Origin of the sequence: Actinoallomurus sp. NBC_01490, from assembly GCF_036227085.1 — a bacterium.
Classification (GTDB): Bacteria; Actinomycetota; Actinomycetes; order Streptosporangiales; family Streptosporangiaceae; genus Actinoallomurus; species Actinoallomurus oryzae.
Genome location: NZ_CP109433.1, coordinates 10,074,314 through 10,091,079, shown reverse-complemented (window position 1 = coordinate 10,091,079; position 16,766 = coordinate 10,074,314). Strand labels below are relative to the sequence as shown.

Here is a 16,766-nt window from a genome sequence, read left to right as displayed (position 1 = left end):
TGCCGGCCCGGATTCGTCTGGTGAGACTGCGCCGCCGGGCGTAGGCACGGAGCCGCCCGCCGTACGACGCGCGAGGCCGTGTCGCCGGGTCACCATCACCTCATGAACGCCATGACGCTGACCGCGTACGGTCCCTGGCACGACGGCCACGCACACGGGTGGTGGCCGGTCTTCCCGATCGGGTTCGCCGTGTTCTGGCTCCTGGTCCTCGGCGGAGGGTTCTACCTGCTGTCGAAGCGCGCGAAGTGGCGCGGAGGGGGCGCCGAGCGCGTCCTCGCCGAACGCTACGCCCGCGGCGAGATCGACGAGGAGGAGTACCGCGAGCGCCTGGGAGTGCTGCGCTCCTGAGCCCTGTCTCGAAGCCCCGCCGTCCTACTGCACGGCGCTCGCCGCGGACGGGCACTTCGGGATCGAAGTCCCGCCGTCCCGCAGACGTGGTGCCAAGGCGGCGCCGCTGCTACGGACGGGGACTTCGCGACAGGCCCTCACCCGTCATTCGCGCATCGCCGAGCCGCCTCGAGCTCCGGCTCGGCCCCCAGCCCGACGGCCTCCAGGCCCGCCGCGTTCGTGGGGAAGTGCGCGGCGGCCTCGGCGAAGCGGCCGAGCAGGTGCGCGAACGTGCGCCGGTCCTCCTCCGGCCAGTCGGCGACGAGCTGGGCGATGAAACGCCGCCGGAACTCGTCGGTCAGCGCCCTGACCCGCTCGCCGGCCTCGGTGAGCCGCAGGTGGGCGCGGCGTGCGTCGACCGGCGACGAGGTGCGCGAGACGAACCCGGCGTCGGTCGCGTACCCGACGAGCCGGCTGGCGGTCGAGGGGTCGATGTCGAGGAAGTCCGCGACAGCGCCCACGGTGACATCGCCGGAGCCGGAGCCGGAGCCCTGGCCCGCGATCGCGTGGATGACCAGCAGACTGGACAGCTGAATCGGCCGCCCGCCGCGCCCGCACCGCTCGCGCAGGCGCTGGAGAAGCTGCGGCTTGGCCCAGAGCCGGCGGAGCTGGAACGCCGCCCGCTCGATCTCCGCGACACTCGGGTCGATGTGCGGATTCACAAGGTCACAGTAGTTGAGAAGGGCCGGTATGACGCTCGTCCGGTTTCGGACTCTTTAGTGCTTTTCATCTCATCCCCACCAGAAGGCGGTGGCGATGATCCCGTACAGGACGATCAGCGTCGCGCCCTCCAGCCAGTTCGACTCGCCGTCGAGCACCACCAGCACGGTGATCACTACAGCCATGATCAGTACGGCGATGAGCAGCGGCGACAGCACCAGTGTGAACGACGCACCGACGATCGGCGAGAGCAGCACGAGGGCGGGGGCCACGACCAGCGAGATCTGCAACGGGCTCTGCAGGATCACCGACAGCGCGTAGTCGGACTGGTTCTTCAGGGCGAGCTGGATGCCCACGACGTTCTCGACGGCGTTGCCGGCGATCGCCACGATCACCAGACCGGCGAACGCCTCGGAGATGCCGAGGGAGGAGATCGCGGGTTGCAGCGCGGCCACGAACCAGTCGGAGACGAAGGCCGCTCCCAGCCCGGTGATCGCCAGCATCCCCAGCGCCACGCCGAGCGGCCAGGAGTGGTGCTTCTCCCCGGCGCCGTCGGACGGGGCCGCCGCCGAGGAGGGCTCGGGCTTCTCGGCGCTCTTCTGCCGCTTGATCGAGGATGGCAACGACGCCACGAACAGGCAGAGCAGCAGGATCGACACCACGATCGAGAGGTTCCGCTCGTGTAGCGCGGCGCGCGTCGCGTGCGAGCCGAGCGCCGCGGTGAGCGAGGGCACGAGGAGAGCGGCGACCGAGAGTGCCAGGAGCATCGACAGAGTGCGGGCGGCGTCGCTGCCGAACTTCTGCCGCCCGTGCTTGATGCCGCCGAACAGGAACGCCAGGCCGAGCACCAGCAGGACGTTCGCCAGGATCGACCCGACGATCGTCGCGGTCGCCACGCCGTACAGCTTGTCGCGCAGCGCGAACAGCACGACGAACAGCTCGGGCAGGTTCCCCAGTGCGCTCTGCACGACGCCGGTGGCGCCCGCCCCCAGCCGGTCGCCCAGCGCTTCGACGCTGCGGCCGACCAGGCTGGCCAGCAGTGCCAGGGCGATCGCCGCGACCACGAACGGTGCGACGTCCCCCCCGAGCTTTGCATAGTGCGCGACGCCGGCCGCCGCCGCCACTGCGACTGTGATGATGATCAATCGCCAGTCAGAGCGCGTGAAACCCATGGGAAAGATCATGCCGCATTCGGACCAGCCGCCTTGACGGTTCCGTTACCTTCGAAGCGTCGGATTTCGCCGGAAGACGGGCGGTGTGCCCCGGGATCAGTCCGCGACGGCCAGTCGTACGTGGGCTCCCGGTGGCAGACCCAGACGCTGGGCGGCGTCGCCGGCGTTGACCGCGAAGGCCACCCGGCCGGCCGCGTCGGTGTAGGCCACGAGCTCGCCCGGCGGTACGGATCCGAACGTCTCGCCGTAGGCCATGCGCACGGAGTGGCGGCCCAGCGTGACCGTGAGGGTGCCGCCGCACCGCGCGCCGATCGCGTCCAGGTCCGCGCGGGTGAGGGAGAGCTGCACGTTGCCGAACCGGTCGACCGTGACCACCTCGCCCTCGGCCGTGCCGTCGCGCACCGTGCGGGCCGGCGGCGGCAGGCGTACGAGATCCGCGGGGTCGATCTCCCGCCCCACGGTCGCGACGTCACGGCCCGCGGCGATGTGGGCCGCCACGGGCGCGAAGATGTCGCGGCCGTGGAAGGTCGCCGACACCGGCTCCACCCACAGGTCCCGCTCGGTCAGCTCCCACGCGCGCACGTCGGCGCCGGACGCCGCCCAGGACAGCACGCCGTTATCCGGGCCGACGAAGACGCGGTCGCCGGCCGCGACCGCGATCGCGCGCCGCCGGGTGCCGACGCCCGGGTCGACCACGGCCACGTGCACGCCGGCCGGCAGGTACGGGACCGTCTGCGCCATGATCGCGGCGCCGCGCCGGACGTCACCGGGGGGCACGAGGTGGGTGATGTCGATGATGCGAGCGTGCGCGCAGATGCTCACGATGACCCCGTGACATGCGGCGACGAAGCCATCTTCCAGTCCGTAGTCGGTCAGTAGCGTTACGCAGTGCGTCGACGTCACAGTTCAGGTTACGGCAATGGTCATCCGCGAGAACAGCGCGAAGATGTCACTGATCGCGCGTAGCATGACAGCCCCCCGAACCCGTACAGAGGGGACCTGATGCAACCGGCGGACGCCCGGGGCGACGGCCCTAAGAACAGCCCTGACGACAACGGCCCCGAAAACGGTGGTGACGGCGGCCTGACCGACCGTGACCTGCAAATCCTCGCCTTCGAGCGGCAGTGGTGGCAGTACGCGGGCGCCAAGGAGCAGGCGATCCGTGAAAACTTCGGCATGTCCTCCACCCGCTACTACCAGCTCCTCAGCCGGCTCATCGACCGTCCTGAGGCGCTCCGGCACGACCCGATGCTCGTGAAGCGGCTGCGGCGGCAGCGCACGCAGCGCCAGCGCCAGCGTGCGGCACGCCGCCTCGGCATCCGCACCTGAAAGACCGCCCGGCCCCGGCGGTCTCTGACGGAGACCGCCGTCCGTCGTGGCGGACCGTTCGTACGCCGCCGCTCCGCTACCGCCCGGCGAACGACGCGGCGCGGCACCCGCCGCTCCACGCCGATGTCGGTACGCTGGGCGACCCATGAACGTTGAGTCCCGTACGGCCGCGGGCGCCGAAGCGCTGGCGGCGATCAAGGCGCGGCCCGGCAAGACGCTGGCCGCCTTCGACTTCGACGGCACGCTCTCGCCGATCGTCGACGATCCCGACGCCGCCCGGCTCGCGGACGGCGCCATCGCGGCGCTCGCCGAGCTCGCGCGCCAGGTCGGCAAGGTCGCGATCATCACCGGGCGCCCGGCCGTCACCGCGGTCGAGAAGGGCGGCCTGTCCGGCATCGAAGGGCTCGTGGTTCTCGGCCAGTACGGCCGCGAGCGCTGGGAGGACGACGTCCTGGACGCGCCCGAGCCGCCGCCGGGCGTCGATGAGGCACGGCGCAAGCTGCCCCGCCTCATCGAGTCGGCTCCGGAGGGCGTCGCGATCGAGGACAAGGGCCACGCGCTGGCCGTGCACACCCGCCGCGCGGCCGAGCCGGAGGTCGCCCTCGAACGCCTGCGCGGCATCGTCGCCGCGCTCGCCGAGCGCACCGGCCTCGTGGTGGAGCCCGGACGGTTCGTCCTGGAGCTTCGCCCGCCGGGCATGGACAAGGGTGCCGCGCTGCGTGCGCTCGCCGCCGAACTGGGCAGCGTCGCCATCCTCTACGCCGGCGACGACCTCGGTGACCTGGCCGCCTACGACGCGATCGACGCGCTTCGGGAGGAGGGCGTGCCGGGCGTCAAGGTGTGCAGCGGGTCCGACGAGGTGACCGCGCTGGCCGACCGCGCCGACATCGTGGTCGACGGCCCGCCCGGCGTCGTCCGTTTGCTCGAATCGCTCACGAACGAATTGTTCTGACAGTGGGCCTCCGGCGGAACCGGTAGCATCCCCGGCGATCAACTCCTTTTCGCGGCGGAATGAGCCTTCTGTCGCACCCGAAATGAAAGGTGAGATGGTGGCCGTTCGCAAGGAGACCATCAAGCAGCAGGCGTTCGAGATGGCGTCGAGGGCGCTCCAGCCCGGGGAGCCGATCATCAGCGGCGTCTACTCCATCACCGGCCCGAGCCCGTGGCTGATGAACCAGCTCGGCCTGCTGGGCCAGTTCTTCGTCGACTATTACTTCGTCGCCGTCACCCCGCAGCAGATCATCTTCGTCAAGATGAACCGGGTGTCGAACCGGCCGAAGGAGATCGCCTTCACCGCGCCGCTGCAGAATGTCCGGATCTCGAACTACAACCGCGCCACCGTGTGGAGCTCGTTCCAGTACCAGACGCCCACCGCCCCCAAGCCGCTGCGCCTGAACGTCCACCGGGTCTGGCGCCAGGAGCTCGACGCGCTGATCGGTGCGTTCGGCGTACCGGTGGCCTGAGACACCGCCCGACGCCCCATGCCCCCTCGCGACGGGCGAGGATCTCCCGCGGTCTCTGCGCGCGCGGAGCCGACGAGGGCGCCCTCGTCGGCTCCGCCCGGTCTCAGCCCTCGTCGTCGGCGAGGATGCCGTACAGGCGCCGCCGCGCATCGTTGATCACCTCGAGCGCGCGTGCCTTCTGCTCCTCGCTGCCCGCGTGCATCACCTGGCGGATCGCCATCATCAGCCGGCCCATCGCGTCGTGGAAGTGCGTTGCCGCCTCGCCGGCGTCCTCGGTGATCTCGGCCCAGGGCGGCGTCCGCTGCGCCTCGGCCTCGGTGCGCCCGGCCTCGGCGAGAGAGAACAGCCGCTTGCCCGATGACTGCTCGCCGCTGATCAGCCCCTCGTCCTCGAGCAACTGCAGCGTCGGGTAGACCGAGCCCGGGCTGGGCCGCCACAGGCCGCCGGTGCGGCTCTCCAGCTCCTGGATCATCTCGTAGCCGTGCATGGGGCGCTCGGCCAGCAGCGCAAGGATCGCCGCGCGGACGTTGCCGCGCTTCGTGCGGCGTCCGCCACGGCCGCCCCGCCCGCGGGGCCCGAAGCCGGGACCCCAGCCGCCGAACGCGGCGCGCTCCTCGCGGTGCATCGATCTCTTACGCATGGTTCTCTCCCCGGCCGAGCTATTACCGATATATCGTACGCGACCTTCGCGGGGGGCGAGTGGCCGGGGGAGCGTCAGCCCTTGGTCTGGATGCTGTCGAGGATCGTCCGGGTGATGTCCGGCGGCCCGGTCAGCTTCACCCGCACCCACATCGCGAACCGGCCGCCGGAGTCGCGCAGCCCGACCTCGTTGATCGTGATCGAGCCACGGCAGGTCCACGGGGTGATCCGGCCGCTCAGCGAGCCGTGGCGGTACGCGCGGGAGGTGCCGCGGGTGCACTTGGAGGAATGGTCGCCCAGGCTCGCGGGCGGCAGCCGGACGCCCAGGTCGCGGGTCAGGCCGGCGAACACGCCGGGCACCCGCACGTCGTCGCGCACGAACTGGTCGTAGTTCGGCGTCGCGCGCAGCGCGGGGGCGGTCGCGCCGTCGCTGACCTGCACGGGCCAGTGGCTGTGGTCGCGCTGCAGCGTCCAGGACGGCGGCACCCGGAGGCTCAGCCGCCCGGTGGTGTCGGTGACGGACACCAGACCGTCACCGGGCGTGTGGTCCTGGCCCGCGGACCGGGTGGCCTTGACGCCGGTGAGCCTGGCGATGCCGTACGCGCCGCCTCCGCAGACCACGAGGACCGCCGCGAGGCCGGCCGAGACCAGCAGCCGGCCGCGGGTGGTGTCGCCGGTGCGCACCTCGCCGGCGGGCGGTTCCGGCCGGTACACCGGCAGGTCCACGCGGGTCGTGTCCGCCGCGCTCTCCATGTGGGGCAGCGGGTTCTGCTCCGTCCGCTCGTACGGCGGGGGCAGCCCGACGGTCCCGCCGTGCGGCGGAAGCCCGTGATCTCCGTGGCGGAACGACGGGTCGGCGGTCGCCGGGTCGGCCACGGTGTGGTCGGACCCCGGTCCGCCGGAGACCGTGGGGTCGCCCACCGTGGAGTCGGCGAAGCCGCCCGGGCTCCGGCCGGACACCAGCGGGAGGATCCCGGCGAGCGCGGCGGCGAACGCCTCAGCCGTGGGCCAGCGGCGCTCGCGGTCGGCCTCCAGGGCCCGCATCACGATCTCGTCGATGGCCGGCGGCAGGTCCGGCCGGATCGCGCTCGGCGGCACCGCGACCGGCGCGGTGCCCGGCGCGCGGCCCGTGAGCAGGTGATAGGTCAGCGCGCCCAGGCCGTACACGTCGGCGCGGACGTCGAGGCCTCCGCCGAAACGGGCCTGCTCGGGCGACATGTACCCGGGGGTGCCGACCGGAAGGGTGAACGCGCCGGAGGCGTGCGCGAGCGCCTTGGCGAGGCCCAGGTCGGCGATCAGCAGCCGCTCGCCGCCGTCCGTGGTCGACTGGAACAGCACGTTGGACGGCTTGAGGTCGCGGTGGATGACGCCGAGCCGGTTGATGACCTCGACGCCCCGCGCGACCTCGGTGGCGAGCCGGATCGCCTCGGACACCGGCAGGGTGCGGCCCCGCATCCGGTCCGCGAGCGTGCCGAGGTCGGCGTAGGACATGACGAAGTAGGGGCGCCCGTCGGGGAGTTCGCCGATGTCGTGCACGCGCACGAGCCGCTCGGAGTCGGCACGGCGCAGTATCTTGGCCTCTTCCAGGAAGCGGTTGCGCACGTCGAGGTCGTCGATGAGCCCGCCGGCCAGCACCTTCACCGCGACCTGGGCATCGAGCACCTCGTCGTGGGCGAGCCACACGGAGGCGAAGGCCCCTGATCCCAGAACACGATCGATTCGGTAACGGCCGACGGCCGAAGGCATGGACACCCCCGTATCATGCCCAATGCGGGGCGATGGTGAGGGCGAGGACGGGTCATGGCGTACGACGAGCGGACCGAACAACTGGCGCAGCGAGCCGCCGGGGGCGATCGGGCGGCGCTCGAAGCACTACTGCGGGTGATCGAGCCGGACGTGCTCCGGCACTGCTCGCGGTTCCTTCCGTGCCGGCAGGACGCCGAAGAGGCCTGCCAGGACGCGCTGATGCAGGTCGCGCGCAACATCAACCGCTTCGAGGGCCGGTCGCGCTTCACGACGTGGCTGCACGTCGTGGTGGCCAACTCCGCGCGCTCGACGTACCGGTCGCTCAAGCGCCGCTCGATGGAACAGGCCGGTGAGCTGCCCGACCAGCGGCCGGACCCCCGCCGCACGAGCGTCATCGCCGGCTCGCGCGTGGACATCCTCGACGCGATGGAAGACCTGGAGCGCCGCAAGCCCGACCTCATCGAGGCGCTGGTGCTGCGCGACGTGTCGCAGCTGGAGTACACCGAGATCGCCACGCAGCTCAACCTTCCGCTGGGCACGGTGAAGTCGCGCATCCACGAGGCCCGCAAGCAGGTCCGGCAGAGCCTCGGCGACGGCTACAACTGATGCCGGGTCCGGTCCCGGCCGTCGCTCATCTGCGGCGCGCCCGCGACCTGATCGACCGGTGCTTCGCCGAGCCGCTCGACCTCGACGCCATGGCCCGCGCGGCGGGATTCTCCCGCTACCACTTCGCACGCGCCTTCCGCGCGGCGTACGGGGAGACGCCGCGCGCGAACCTCACCCGGCGCCGCATCGAACGCGCCCAGGACCTCCTGCGCGCCGCGAACCTCACGGTCACCGAGATCTGCCACCTGGTGGGCTTCTCCAGCCTGGGCTCCTTCAGCGCGCGGTTCTCCGAGTTCGTCGGCGTCCCGCCACGAGCGCACCGCCGAGCAGATCCAGGAGCTGGTCGGCAAGGGCGTGCTCGTTGGAGACGGCCGACTTCCGCAAGGCGTACGAGGAGCTGTCCGCGCGCGGCGTCGTCTTCGTGTAGAAGCCGGCCGAGCGGCCGTACGGCATCGAGGCCGTACGGCGCGACCACTCGGGCAACTGGTTCAGCGTCTCTGATTGGCTAAGTGATCCCTGGTGTCGCCCAAGGATGTGAGCCAATCGCCTTCGTGCCCTGGTGCTGAACGGCGGGAGCCGACAACCCTCGTGGCACGTCCCTCCGGACGCTGGTCGGTGGGGTCTCGGACTCCACCGAGGAGGGTGCCCGGCGTCGCCTGGGCGCCGGGCGTGCTCGTGACAGTCTGCCATAGGACGACTACGGATCGCTAATCCGACTGGTGAGCCTCACGCAACGGATGGAGTGATCGCACCCCGGCCGGGGTGGCTGGCTCAGCCGAGGGCGCTGAGCTGGTCGGCGAACCACTGCTGCGGCGGCAGGGCGGTCGCGGCGGCGGCGAGGCGCTTGCAGCGCTCGGAGCGTTCGTCGGCCGGCATCAGCAGGGCCTGGTGCAGCGCCTCCGCGGTCTGCGACACGTCGAAGGGGTTCACCATGATGGCGTCGCCGGACATCTCGTCGGCGGCGCCCGCCTGGTCCGACAGCACGAGGGCGCAGCCGTTCTTCGACAGCGCCGGACCCTCCTTGGCCACGAGGTTCATGCCGTCGCGGATGGGGTTCACCAGCAGCACGTCGGCCATGCCGTACGCCGCGAGCGACCGTGGGTAGTCGTCGTTGACCTGCAGAATCAGCGGGTCCCACGTGCCGTCGCCGAACTCGTCGGAGATCTCGGCGGCGATCCGCTGCACGGCGGCGGTGTACTCCCGGTACTCCGGCAGGTCGTGCCGCGACGGGTAGGCGAACGCCAGGTGCATCACCCGGCCGTGCCATTCGGGGTGCTTGGCGAGCAGCTCGCGGTAGGCGGCCAGGCCGCGCACGATGTTCTTGGACAGCTCGGTGCGGTCGATGCGTACGATCAGCCGCCGGTCGCCGACCTGCTCGCGCAGTGCCGCGGCGCGGGCGGTCACGTCCGGCTCGGCGGCGCGGGCCCGCAGGGCGTCGCCGTCGACGCCGAGGCCGTGCACGCCGATGCGGGTGACGTGGCCCTGGTGGGTGACCGTACGGGCGTCACGGTCGACGCGGGCGCCCAGGACCGCCGCGCAGCAGTCGACGAACGCCTCGGCCCAGCGCCGCGTCTGGAACCCGGCGTGGTCGGCGCCGAGGATGCCCTCGAGCACCTGGCGTCCGATGTCGTCCGGCAGCAGCCGGTAGTACTCCGGCGGCGCCCACGGCGTGTGCGAGAAGTGCGTGATCTTCACGTCCGACCGGCGTTCGCGCAGGAGCGTGGGCACGAGTGTCAGGTGGTAGTCCTGTACGGCGACCTTCGCGCCGTGCGCGGCGTCCTGGGCGAGCGCGTCGGCGAAGGCCGCGTTGTAGGCCTCGTAGGACTGCCAGTCGCGGCGCGACCGCGCGTCGAAGTGCGGTTTGTTCGGGGTGTCGTACAGCATGTGGTGCACGAACCACAGCGTGGAGTTGGCGACCGCGTTGTAGGCGCGGTGGAAGGTGCCCGGCGGGATGTCCAGCATGCGGACGGCGCCGATGCCGGGGACGTCGAGCCGGCCCTCCTCCGCACGTCGCGCCGCCGCACGGTCGGCGTCGGAGAGCGTGGCGCAGACCCACAGGATGTCGCCGCTGAGTTCGCCCAGCGCGGACACGAGCCCGCCGCCGCCGCGTCGCATCGACAGTGCACCGTCGTCGGCCAGCGAGAAGGAGACCGGGCCACGGTTGGACGCGACGAGCACCTGCGTGTCAGCCATGGGGGGAGAGTAACCGGCCGTCGTGGGCCCCAATCGCCGAAGGTCGGCCTCTGTCCGTTTCGTGACCATACGGATGCTCACCGTGGCGTGAGATCCGTCTCGTGTCTCGCGCGCTGAGACCCCGGGCTGGCCAAAGAACCGGTCAGTCACGTATACAGTTCCTGATACAACTCAATACCGCTCATCCAGAGGGGTGGAGGGACCGGCCCGTCGAAGCCCCGGCAACCCTCCCGGACACGCGGTCCAGTGCGGCGCAGCCGCGCCGCAACTCGCCGACAGATGCGAGGCCGCCCGGGACAGGTGCCAACTCCGGCTCGTGACCAAGGTGGCACGAGAAAGATGAGGAGAGAGGCCTCGCTCCATGTCGCAGACTGCCGTCCGAAACCTCGGCCCCGCGACCGCACTTGCGTGCCGCGAATGCGGCGAATCCTACGATCTCGGCCCACGCTATGCCTGTGAGCAGTGTTTCGGGCCCCTCGAAGTCACCTACGACTACTCCCAGGTGAGCCGGGAGCGCATCGAGGCGGGTCCGCGGAACATCTGGCGCTACCGTGACCTGCTTCCGGTGCCCCCGAACGTCGCCGAGACCCCGAACACCGAGCCCGGCTTCACGCGCCTGGTCCGCGCCGACAACCTCGCCGAGGCGCTCGGCGTCCGCGCGCTGTGGGTCAAGGACGACAGCGGCAACCCCACGCACTCCTTCAAGGACCGCGTGGTCGGCGTCGCCCTCGCCGCCGCCCGCGAGCTGGGCTTCAAGGTGCTGGCCTGCCCGTCCACCGGAAACCTCGCCAACGCGGTGGCCGCCGCGGCGGCGCGCGCGGGCATCCGCAGCGCGGTGTTCGTCCCGTCGAACCTGGAGCGGCAGAAGATCGTCACGACCGCGGTGTACGGCGGCACGTTCGTCACCGTGGACGGCAACTACGACGACGTCAACCGCCTCGCCTCCGAGATCGCCGGGGAGCAGGACGACTGGGCGTTCGTCAACGTCAACGTGCGGCCCTACTACGCCGAGGGCTCCAAGACGATCGGGTACGAGGTGGCCGAGCAGCTCGGCTGGCGGCTGCCCGACCAGATCGTCGTCCCGATCGCCTCCGGCTCGCAGCTCACCAAGATCGACAAGGCGTTCCAGGAGCTCATCAAGCTCGGCCTCGTCGAGGACAGGCCGTACAAGATCTTCGGCGCCCAGGCGACCGGCTGCTCGCCGGTCGCCGCGGCCTTCAAGGCCGGGCACGACGTCGTACGGCCGGTCAAGCCCGACACGATCGCCAAGTCCCTCGCCATCGGCAACCCGGCGGACGGCCCGTACGTCCTGGACGCCGTCCGGCGCACCGGCGGTGCCATCGAGGACGTCTCCGACGACGAGGTGGTGGACAGCATCGGGCTGCTCGCGCGCACCGAGGGCATCTTCGGCGAGACCGCCGGCGGTGTCACGCTGGGTTCGCTGCGCAAGCTGCTGGCCTCGGGCGCGCTCGACCCGGACGCCGAGACCGTGTTCATCAACTCCGGTGACGGCCTGAAGACCCTCGACGCGGTGGCGCCGGTCGCCAAGCCGTCGGCGAACATCGCCCCCACCTTCGACGCTTTCCGAAAGGCAGGCCTGGTATGAGCTCGATCAGCGTGCGTATCCCGACGATCCTTCGGAACTACACCGGCGGTGAGTCCGAGGTGACGGCGTCCGGGACGACGGTACGCGAGGTCGTGGCGGACCTGGAGGCCAGTTTCTCCGGGATCGCCGCCCGAATCCTTGACGAAAACGGCAAAATCCGCCGTTTCGTCAACGTCTATGTCGGCGAAGAGGATGTCCGATTCGCCGATGGCCTCGACACCGCCACCCCCGACGGCACGCAGGTTTCGATCATCCCTGCCGTCGCCGGCGGTTAGGCGCCGGGCGCGTCAGGGCATTTTTACTAGCCCGTGCCGAAGTTCCCATTTCAATGAACTCACATTGACCAGGATCGGCCGTCCGCTCATCTTGGGTAAAGGGTGTTCCACGGACCGTAGCCGTGTGTATGGTCGGCGATGGTCATCGCGGCGCACCCGTGCTGACCGTCGGGTTCCGCGCCTCCGGCGGGCTCGAGTCGGTAGCCGTGGGAATGACCACGGGAATTGCCCTGGTGGGAGTTGTTAGGAATGGCACAAGGCACCGTCAAGTGGTTCAACGCGGACAAAGGCTACGGCTTCATCGCGGTCGACGGTGGCAGGGACGTGTTCGTGCACTATTCGGCCATCCTCGCTGATGGCTACCGCAGCCTCGAGCAGGGGCAGCGGGTCGAGTTCGAGATCACCCAGAGCGACCGGGGTCCGCAGGCGGAGTCGGTTCGCACGCTCTGATCGGTATAGCTCGGTCGAGGCCCGGCGCCTGGCGCGCCGGGCCTTGGCATGTCGGTGACCAGGTGAGACGGGGTACGGCTTGCACTCTCCTGGGTAGAGTGCTAAACACGACATTGGCACTCGGCCATTGAGAGTGCCAGCCCTGAATAAGCGATCGAGGCGACGAGGCCTCACACCCGGCGGCGGCATGGAAACCGCCGGGCAGGTCGTCCGTCGCGGGCGTCGACTCGATCCAGTGATAGCCACCCCGTTCCGGGAGGATCTGGAGCCTATGGCTGCAAAGATGATCGCGTTCGATGAGGACGCGCGGCGCGGCCTCGAGCGCGGCATGAACCAGCTCGCCGACGCCGTGAAGGTCACCCTCGGTCCCAAGGGCCGCAACGTCGTGTTGGAGAAGAAGTGGGGCGCCCCCACGATCACCAACGACGGTGTGTCGATCGCCAAGGAGATCGAGCTCGAGGACCCGTGGGAGAAGATCGGCGCGGAGCTGGTCAAGGAGGTCGCGAAGAAGACCGACGACGTCGCGGGTGATGGCACCACCACGGCCACCGTCCTGGCCCAGGCGCTGGTCCGCGAGGGCCTGCGCAACGTCGCCGCCGGCGCGAACCCGATGTCGCTGAAGCGGGGCATCGAGTCCGCCGTCGAGCGGGTGAGCGAGGAGCTTTCCAAGATCGCCAAGGACGTGGAGACGAAGGAGCAGATCGCCTCCACGGCCTCTATTTCCGCTGGTGACACCTCGATCGGTGAGATGATCGCCGAGGCGATGGACAAGGTCGGCAAGGAAGGTGTGATCACGGTCGAGGAGAGCCAGACCTTCGGTCTGGAGCTCGAGCTGACCGAGGGCATGCGCTTCGACAAGGGCTACGTGTCGCACTACTTCGTGACCGACCCGGAGCGCATGGAGGCCGTCTTCGACGACCCCTACATCCTCATCGCCAGCTCGAAGATCTCGGCCAACAAGGACCTCGTGCCGGTCCTCGAGCAGGTCATGCAGAGCGGTAAGCCGCTCGTCATCATCGCCGAGGACGTCGAGGGCGAGGCCCTGGCCACCCTGGTCGTCAACAAGATCCGCGGTGTCTTCAAGTCCGTGGCCGTCAAGGCTCCGGGTTTCGGTGACCGTCGGAAGGCGATGCTGCAGGACATCGCGATCTTGACCGGTGGCCAGGTGGTGTCGGAGGACATCGGTCTGAAGCTGGAGAACACCACGCTGGACATGCTGGGCCAGGCCAAGCGTGTCGTGGTGACCAAGGACGAGACCACCATCGTCGACGGCGCGGGTAACACCGACGACATCGCGGGCCGGGTGAACGAGATCCGGGTCGAGATCGACAACAGCGACTCCGACTACGACCGGGAGAAGCTCCAGGAGCGCCTCGCCAAGCTCGCCGGTGGTGTGGCCGTCATCAAGGCGGGTGCGGCGACCGAGGTGGAGCTGAAGGAGCGCAAGCACCGGATCGAGGACGCCGTCCGCAACGCCAAGGCCGCCGTGGAGGAGGGCATCGTCCCCGGTGGCGGCGTGGCGCTGTTGCAGGCGGGCACGGGCGCGTTCGACAAGATCGATCTTGAGGGTGATGAGGCCACCGGTGCCTCCATCGTCAAGCGGGCGCTGGAGGAGCCGCTCAAGCAGATCGCGGTCAACGCCGGTCTGGAGGGCGGTGTGGTGGCCGAGCGGGTCCGCTCGCTGGAGCCGGGTCAGGGGTTGAACGCCGCGTCCGGTGAGTACGTGAACATGTTCGAGGCGGGCATCATCGACCCGGCCAAGGTGACGCGTTCGGCGCTGCAGAACGCGGCGTCCATCGCGGCGCTGTTCCTGACGACCGAGGCCGTCGTCGCCGAAAAGCCCGAGAAGGAGAAGGCCCCGGCCGCTCCCGACGCGGGCGGCATGGACTTCTAAGTCCTGCAACGTCAGGGGCGGCCCTCGGTGCTGGGGCCGCCCCTTTCGTTATGCGTTTCGAGGGGAATCGAATCCTGTCCCCGCTCCGCCGTGTCGGTCGTACACTTCGCGCGTGGACCTTTTCAACACCCCTGTGCTCGTTTACGACCAGCCGCCGGAGATGTTCTCGGTCGAGGCGAAGTACACCATCTGGAATCCGCAGGGTCAGCCGGTCGCCAATGTCGCGGAACAGGGCGTGGGCGGAGCCCAGAAGGCCTGGCGCGTGCTCAACCAGCGCCGCAACGACCAGGCCAAGCGCGACCTTCTCGTCACCAGGCCCGACGGCATGCCCTATTTCTGGGTGAACAAGCCGTACTCCTACGTCGGCACGCCGAAGATCGACGTCGTCACGCCACAGGGGCAGTTGATCGGCCATCTCCGCAAGCGGGCCCTGCAGGGCTACGAGATGCTCGACGCGTACGAGCGCCAGATCGGCTACTTCGACCACATGAGCTCCCAGGTGACCGACTGGCAGAACGTCCAGATCGCGTCCTTCCGGCGGGCCGGGGGTGTGGGCGACTACATCTCACAGATGTTCAGCGGCGCCGACCGCTACGTGCTGCAGCTCAACTTCCAGCTCCCCGAGCCGATCCGCACGCTGACGCTGGCCTGCCCCCTCGCCTACGACACGACCCGGTCCTCCAACCGCGGGATGGGTGGTTTCCTGGGCATCTGAAGGCCGGAGGTCGCTCCCTCACAGCGGCTCGCCGGACTCCAGGAGCGACTTGAGGCCGGCGATGACGCGCGGCCAGCCGTTGCTCACGTCCGGCAGTACGGCGCTGCCGGGGTCGAAGCCGTCATGGGTCACCGTCAGCTTCACCGCGGCTCCCTCCTCCTCCAGGTCGAACGTGACCTTCGACCGGGACTCGGCGGCCAGCGCGGCCAGGGCGTCCGCGGACTTTCCGGCGTACTCCGCCCACTCGGGCGTGAAGGTGTGCCAGGTGTAGGACAGCCGCCGGTACGGCTCGCTGACCAGTACCACCTGCTCCGGGTCGCTCGTCTCGAACCCGCCTTCCCGCCAGGTCATCGGCGCGCCCGCCGACCAGTCCGTGCCGAACTCGACGCCCCAGTAGCGCTTGGTGAACACCGGATCGGTGAGCGCCTGCCAGAGCTGTTCGGGCGTGGTCCTGATGTAGGTGACGTAGACGAACTCGGGCTTACTCATCAGGCGGTCCTCCAGTGAGGTCTTCAGGTCGGCGAGCGCGTGCACCCGCTCGCGGTGGTACCGGTTGATCCAGCGTTCGGCGATCTCGTTGATGGGCGCGGCGTTGAGGTAGTGCAGCTTCTCCCGGCCGTGCCGGACGCTCGTCACGAGGCCGGCGGCCTCCAGCACCGCGAGGTGCTTGGTGACGGCCTGGCGGGTCATGCCCGACTTGGTGCACAGCTCACGCAGGCTCTGGCCGCTGCGCGCGTTGAGGCTGTCGAGCAGCCGCCGGCGTGTGGTGTCGGCGAGTGCCTTGAAGACCGCGTCCATCCCCGTCCCTCGAACAAAAGGCAACCTTCCGGTTGCATGAGAATTTAGGCAACTCCAAGGTTGCGTGTCAATCCCGGGGCACCGTACGGAGGTGTACGGCCCGCCCGCCGGATCGGCTCAGCGCGCGTCCCGCGCCGAAGCCAGCTCCTTGAAGATGCCGGTGAGGCCGAGCTCGAACCGGTGGGTGAGGCCGGGGCGGCCGGTGAGCTCGTCGGCCACGGCCACCAGATCGGGGTAGCGATCGGCGGGCAGGTCACGGAGGAACTCGTTGATCTGCGTCAGGCGCGCCTGGTTGGCGGCGCCCTTGCCGAAGGCGACCTCCTGGGCGGCGAAACCGACGACGTAGAACATCAACAGCAGGTAGCCGTAGCCGGAGAGGCGGTTGTCGAAGCCGGCCCGGCGGAGGACGCCGATGACATGGTCGGCCAGCCGCAGCCCGCCCGGGCCGAACGGAATCCGGCCGGGAAGCAGCCGGACCACCGCGGGGTGGGCCAGGAGGACCTGGCGCAGCTCCAGTCCGATGCCGACCAGCCGATCGGCCCAGTCGCGGCCGTCGTCGTCGGCCAGCGGGCACAGGCCGATGACGGTGTCGATCAGCAGCTCGAAGAGCTCGTCCTTGCTGCGGACGTGCCAGTACAGCGACGGGGACTTGATGTCGAGGGCGACGGCCAGCTTGCGCATGCTGAACGCGTCGTACCCCTGCTCGTCGAGCAGCTTGAGCGCGGTCTGGGCGATCCGCGCGCGGTCGAGCCGGGGATCGGCCTCCTCTGCCGGGGTCGGAAAGCCGAGCTCGTGCGGTGTCATCCGTGTCTCCCCTGCCGTTTCGCCTTCCG

The 16,766-nt window shown here is 70.0% G+C and carries 19 protein-coding genes, 1 pseudogene and 1 riboswitch; of the genes and pseudogenes, 11 read left to right on the top strand and 9 right to left on the bottom strand.

Annotated features, from left to right (window positions below):
• The first annotated feature begins 102 nt into the window (after nucleotides 1-102).
• Complete coding sequence (locus tag OG417_RS46345; RefSeq protein WP_329243667.1) at nucleotides 103-348, top strand: SHOCT domain-containing protein; 246 nt, start codon at nucleotides 103-105, stop codon at nucleotides 346-348.
• A gap of 137 nt (nucleotides 349-485) precedes the next feature.
• On the opposite strand, the gene OG417_RS46340 is transcribed toward OG417_RS46345, so the two are convergent.
• From OG417_RS46340 to OG417_RS46330, 3 genes are all read right to left on the bottom strand, one after another.
• Entirely contained in the window at nucleotides 486-1,049 is a 564-nt protein-coding gene (locus tag OG417_RS46340; RefSeq protein ID WP_329243664.1) for a MarR family winged helix-turn-helix transcriptional regulator, read from the bottom strand.
• A 69-nt stretch (nucleotides 1,050-1,118) separates the two neighbouring features.
• Nucleotides 1,119-2,219 (bottom strand): calcium/proton exchanger, encoded by a 1,101-nt coding sequence (gene cax / locus OG417_RS46335; protein WP_329243661.1) that lies wholly within the window; start codon nucleotides 2,217-2,219, stop codon nucleotides 1,119-1,121.
• A 96-nt stretch (nucleotides 2,220-2,315) separates the two neighbouring features.
• The gene (locus tag OG417_RS46330; RefSeq protein WP_329243659.1) at nucleotides 2,316-3,122 is read right to left on the bottom strand and encodes an SAM hydrolase/SAM-dependent halogenase family protein; all 807 of its coding nucleotides are present in this window, start codon (nucleotides 3,120-3,122) and stop codon (nucleotides 2,316-2,318) included.
• Between the two features lie 99 nt (nucleotides 3,123-3,221).
• On the opposite strand from OG417_RS46330, the gene OG417_RS46325 reads away from it, so the two are divergent.
• The 3 genes from OG417_RS46325 to OG417_RS46315 all read left to right on the top strand — a co-directional run bounded on the left by OG417_RS46325 (nucleotide 3,222) and on the right by OG417_RS46315 (nucleotide 5,011).
• A complete protein-coding gene (locus OG417_RS46325; protein WP_329243656.1) occupies nucleotides 3,222-3,548 on the top strand; it encodes a DUF3263 domain-containing protein in 327 nt (108 codons plus the stop codon).
• Nucleotides 3,549-3,693: 145 nt separating this feature from the next.
• On the top strand, nucleotides 3,694-4,500 hold the full coding sequence (gene otsB, locus OG417_RS46320) for a trehalose-phosphatase (protein WP_329243653.1): 807 nt from the start codon (nucleotides 3,694-3,696) through the stop codon (nucleotides 4,498-4,500).
• Between the two features lie 97 nt (nucleotides 4,501-4,597).
• Entirely contained in the window at nucleotides 4,598-5,011 is a 414-nt protein-coding gene (locus tag OG417_RS46315) for a hypothetical protein (RefSeq protein ID WP_329243651.1), read from the top strand.
• A gap of 103 nt (nucleotides 5,012-5,114) precedes the next feature.
• On the opposite strand, the gene OG417_RS46310 is transcribed toward OG417_RS46315, so the two are convergent.
• Both OG417_RS46310 and OG417_RS46305 read right to left on the bottom strand, forming a co-directional pair.
• Nucleotides 5,115-5,651 carry a PadR family transcriptional regulator gene (locus OG417_RS46310; protein ID WP_329243647.1) on the bottom strand — a complete coding sequence of 179 codons (537 nt, stop codon included), beginning with the start codon at nucleotides 5,649-5,651 and terminating at the stop codon, nucleotides 5,115-5,117.
• 74 nt (nucleotides 5,652-5,725) lie between these two features.
• A complete protein-coding gene (locus OG417_RS46305; protein WP_329263041.1) occupies nucleotides 5,726-7,396 on the bottom strand; it encodes a serine/threonine-protein kinase in 1,671 nt (556 codons plus the stop codon).
• Between the two features lie 54 nt (nucleotides 7,397-7,450).
• On the opposite strand from OG417_RS46305, the gene OG417_RS46300 reads away from it, so the two are divergent.
• Together OG417_RS46300 and OG417_RS46295 are read left to right on the top strand one after the other, a co-directional pair.
• A complete protein-coding gene (locus tag OG417_RS46300) occupies nucleotides 7,451-8,002 on the top strand; it encodes an RNA polymerase sigma factor (protein ID WP_329243644.1) in 552 nt (183 codons plus the stop codon).
• A pseudogene (locus OG417_RS46295) lies at nucleotides 8,002-8,268 on the top strand (helix-turn-helix transcriptional regulator); the annotation flags it as partial. The gene OG417_RS46300 and the pseudogene OG417_RS46295, both read left to right, overlap by 1 nt.
• A 7-nt stretch (nucleotides 8,269-8,275) precedes the next feature.
• On the opposite strand, the gene OG417_RS46290 reads toward OG417_RS46295, so the two are convergent.
• Together OG417_RS46290 and OG417_RS46285 are read right to left on the bottom strand one after the other, a co-directional pair.
• Nucleotides 8,276-8,485, bottom strand: a complete 210-nt coding sequence (locus tag OG417_RS46290) for a hypothetical protein (RefSeq protein WP_329263175.1) — start codon at nucleotides 8,483-8,485, stop codon at nucleotides 8,276-8,278.
• A 288-nt stretch (nucleotides 8,486-8,773) separates the two neighbouring features.
• Nucleotides 8,774-10,195, bottom strand: a complete 1,422-nt coding sequence (locus tag OG417_RS46285) for an alpha,alpha-trehalose-phosphate synthase (UDP-forming) (RefSeq protein WP_329243641.1) — start codon at nucleotides 10,193-10,195, stop codon at nucleotides 8,774-8,776.
• Nucleotides 10,196-10,373: 178 nt separating this feature from the next.
• A riboswitch (SAM riboswitch) is annotated at nucleotides 10,374-10,541 on the top strand.
• Between the two features lie 15 nt (nucleotides 10,542-10,556).
• Between OG417_RS46285 and thrC the strand changes: the two genes are divergently transcribed.
• The 5 genes from thrC to OG417_RS46260 all read left to right on the top strand — a co-directional run bounded on the left by thrC (nucleotide 10,557) and on the right by OG417_RS46260 (nucleotide 15,135).
• Complete coding sequence (gene thrC / locus OG417_RS46280) at nucleotides 10,557-11,801, top strand: threonine synthase (RefSeq protein ID WP_329243638.1); 1,245 nt, start codon at nucleotides 10,557-10,559, stop codon at nucleotides 11,799-11,801.
• Entirely contained in the window at nucleotides 11,798-12,076 is a 279-nt protein-coding gene (locus OG417_RS46275; protein WP_285568448.1) for a MoaD/ThiS family protein, read from the top strand. Before thrC ends, OG417_RS46275 begins: the two co-directional genes overlap by 4 nt.
• 249 nt (nucleotides 12,077-12,325) lie before the next feature.
• On the top strand, nucleotides 12,326-12,526 hold the full coding sequence (locus tag OG417_RS46270) for a cold-shock protein (protein WP_285568450.1): 201 nt from the start codon (nucleotides 12,326-12,328) through the stop codon (nucleotides 12,524-12,526).
• 271 nt (nucleotides 12,527-12,797) lie between these two features.
• Nucleotides 12,798-14,420, top strand: a complete 1,623-nt coding sequence (gene groL, locus OG417_RS46265; RefSeq protein ID WP_329243634.1) for a chaperonin GroEL — start codon at nucleotides 12,798-12,800, stop codon at nucleotides 14,418-14,420.
• A 112-nt stretch (nucleotides 14,421-14,532) separates the two neighbouring features.
• The gene (locus OG417_RS46260) at nucleotides 14,533-15,135 is read left to right on the top strand and encodes a hypothetical protein (RefSeq protein WP_329243632.1); all 603 of its coding nucleotides are present in this window, start codon (nucleotides 14,533-14,535) and stop codon (nucleotides 15,133-15,135) included.
• A gap of 18 nt (nucleotides 15,136-15,153) precedes the next feature.
• Here OG417_RS46260 and OG417_RS46255 read toward each other — a convergent pair whose 3' ends face one another.
• Nucleotides 15,154-15,933: an ArsR/SmtB family transcription factor gene (locus OG417_RS46255; protein WP_329243628.1), complete on the bottom strand. Its 780-nt coding sequence runs from the start codon at nucleotides 15,931-15,933 to the stop codon at nucleotides 15,154-15,156.
• A gap of 117 nt (nucleotides 15,934-16,050) precedes the next feature.
• A complete protein-coding gene (locus OG417_RS46250; protein ID WP_329243625.1) occupies nucleotides 16,051-16,737 on the bottom strand; it encodes a TetR/AcrR family transcriptional regulator C-terminal domain-containing protein in 687 nt (228 codons plus the stop codon).
• Nucleotides 16,738-16,766: the final 29 nt, after the last annotated feature.